Origin of the sequence: Pseudoalteromonas sp. MB41 (assembly GCF_020966275.1) — a bacterium.
In the GTDB taxonomy this organism is placed as follows: Bacteria; Pseudomonadota; Gammaproteobacteria; order Enterobacterales; family Alteromonadaceae; genus Pseudoalteromonas; species Pseudoalteromonas lipolytica.
This window is the reverse complement of the sequence record NZ_JAJJZF010000063.1, coordinates 1-1,315: the sequence shown is the minus strand read 5'-3', so window position 1 is coordinate 1,315 and position 1,315 is coordinate 1. Positions and strand designations below refer to the sequence as shown.

Sequence of the window (1,315 nt, the reverse complement as noted above, 5' to 3'; positions counted from 1 at the left end):
TTAATTAGATGGTACGCTCCACCCATTAGCTAAACTCATAGAGTTGGCTATTACAGGAGGAAACCATCATGTCATTTGCAAAAGTCATAGGTATTGATTTAGGTAAATCAACTTTTCATTTAATTGGTCACGATTATGCTGGCCGTGAAGTCTTTCGTCATAAATATTCCAGAGCAAAGTTAGTCGATTTTCTATCTGTCCAAGAATCAACAACCATTGCGATGGAGGCTTGTTGTGGTGCTCACTGGCTAGCAAGGAAATGCAAACAATTTGGTCATGAGGTCAAACTAATACCAGCTCAATACGTAAAGCCTTATGTTAAGTCCCATAAGAATGATTACATTGATGCTGACGCAATTGCAGAAGCTGCGACAAGGCCTAACATGCGATTTGTTTCAGTCAAAACAGAAGAAGCTCAACTAGGTATAGTTATTAGACGTGTTCGCTCTGGCTATATTAAAGAAAGAACCGCCTGTATGAACCGAATTGGCTCGATACTATTGGAGTTTGGCCTTAGCTTTCCAAGAGGCCATCATCAAATGAAAAACTTGTTCCAATGGATAGCAGACCAAAATGAAGTGTTACCACCGCTATTGATTGCAGAGCTAACCACTCAATATGAATATTACAATCAGCTAAACGTGTGGATTAAAGCACAAGAGGAAAAGTTATTAGCATTAAATAAAGAAAACTATGTAGCTCAGTTATTACAAACAATTCCAGGTGTTGGACCTATGACTGCATCGTGCTGTATCTCAGCAGTTGGCAGTCCACAGGATTTCGACAATGGTCGTAATTTTGCAGCATGGCTGGGGTTAGTGCCATTTCAATATTCAACGGGAGGAAAGCCCAGAATGCTAGGTATTTCTAAGCGAGGGAATAAGGAGCTTAGAGAGTTATTTATTCACGCAGCTCGTGCCGTTATGTGGCGAGATAAAACAGCAGAAAAGTTCTTTGGAACATGGTTGATAGATTTAAAATGTCGAAAGCCGTTTAATGTGGCGCTTGTAGCTTTAGCAAATAAAATAGCAAGAATAGCTTGGTCTGTAATGACCACGAAGAAGCCTTTTGAAATTAGAGTTTAAGTCAGTTTGCATATGATAATTAATGATGACAAAACGGTTAGACCACCAGATTGAAGACCTTGTGGACAGTTCAGCAAGAAAAATGCTTTCTCGTTTTTGAGGACAATCTGGCGCAGATCTCATCGTAGAGCTGGGACTAATGTTAGTCTCTAATAGACTCTGAATACATTAGCGCAAACCATCTCCGTTATTTTAGTTATTAACTTGCAAAACGGGGCGTACCATACATT

Annotated in this window: 1 protein-coding gene; it reads left to right on the top strand. The window is 39.6% G+C overall.

The genetic code is table 11. The features are described from left to right. The first annotated feature begins 68 nt into the window (after positions 1 to 68). Positions 69 to 1,085, top strand: a complete 1,017-nt coding sequence (locus LPA49_RS22135; protein ID WP_175081190.1) for an IS110 family transposase — start codon at positions 69 to 71, stop codon at positions 1,083 to 1,085. Positions 1,086 to 1,315: the final 230 nt, after the last annotated feature.

What these genes read in the sequence shown, in the direction of transcription:
- LPA49_RS22135 (WP_175081190.1), top strand. Translation starts at nt 69, where the DNA reads ATGTCATTTGCAAAAGTCATAGGTATTGATTTAGGTAAATCAACTTTT.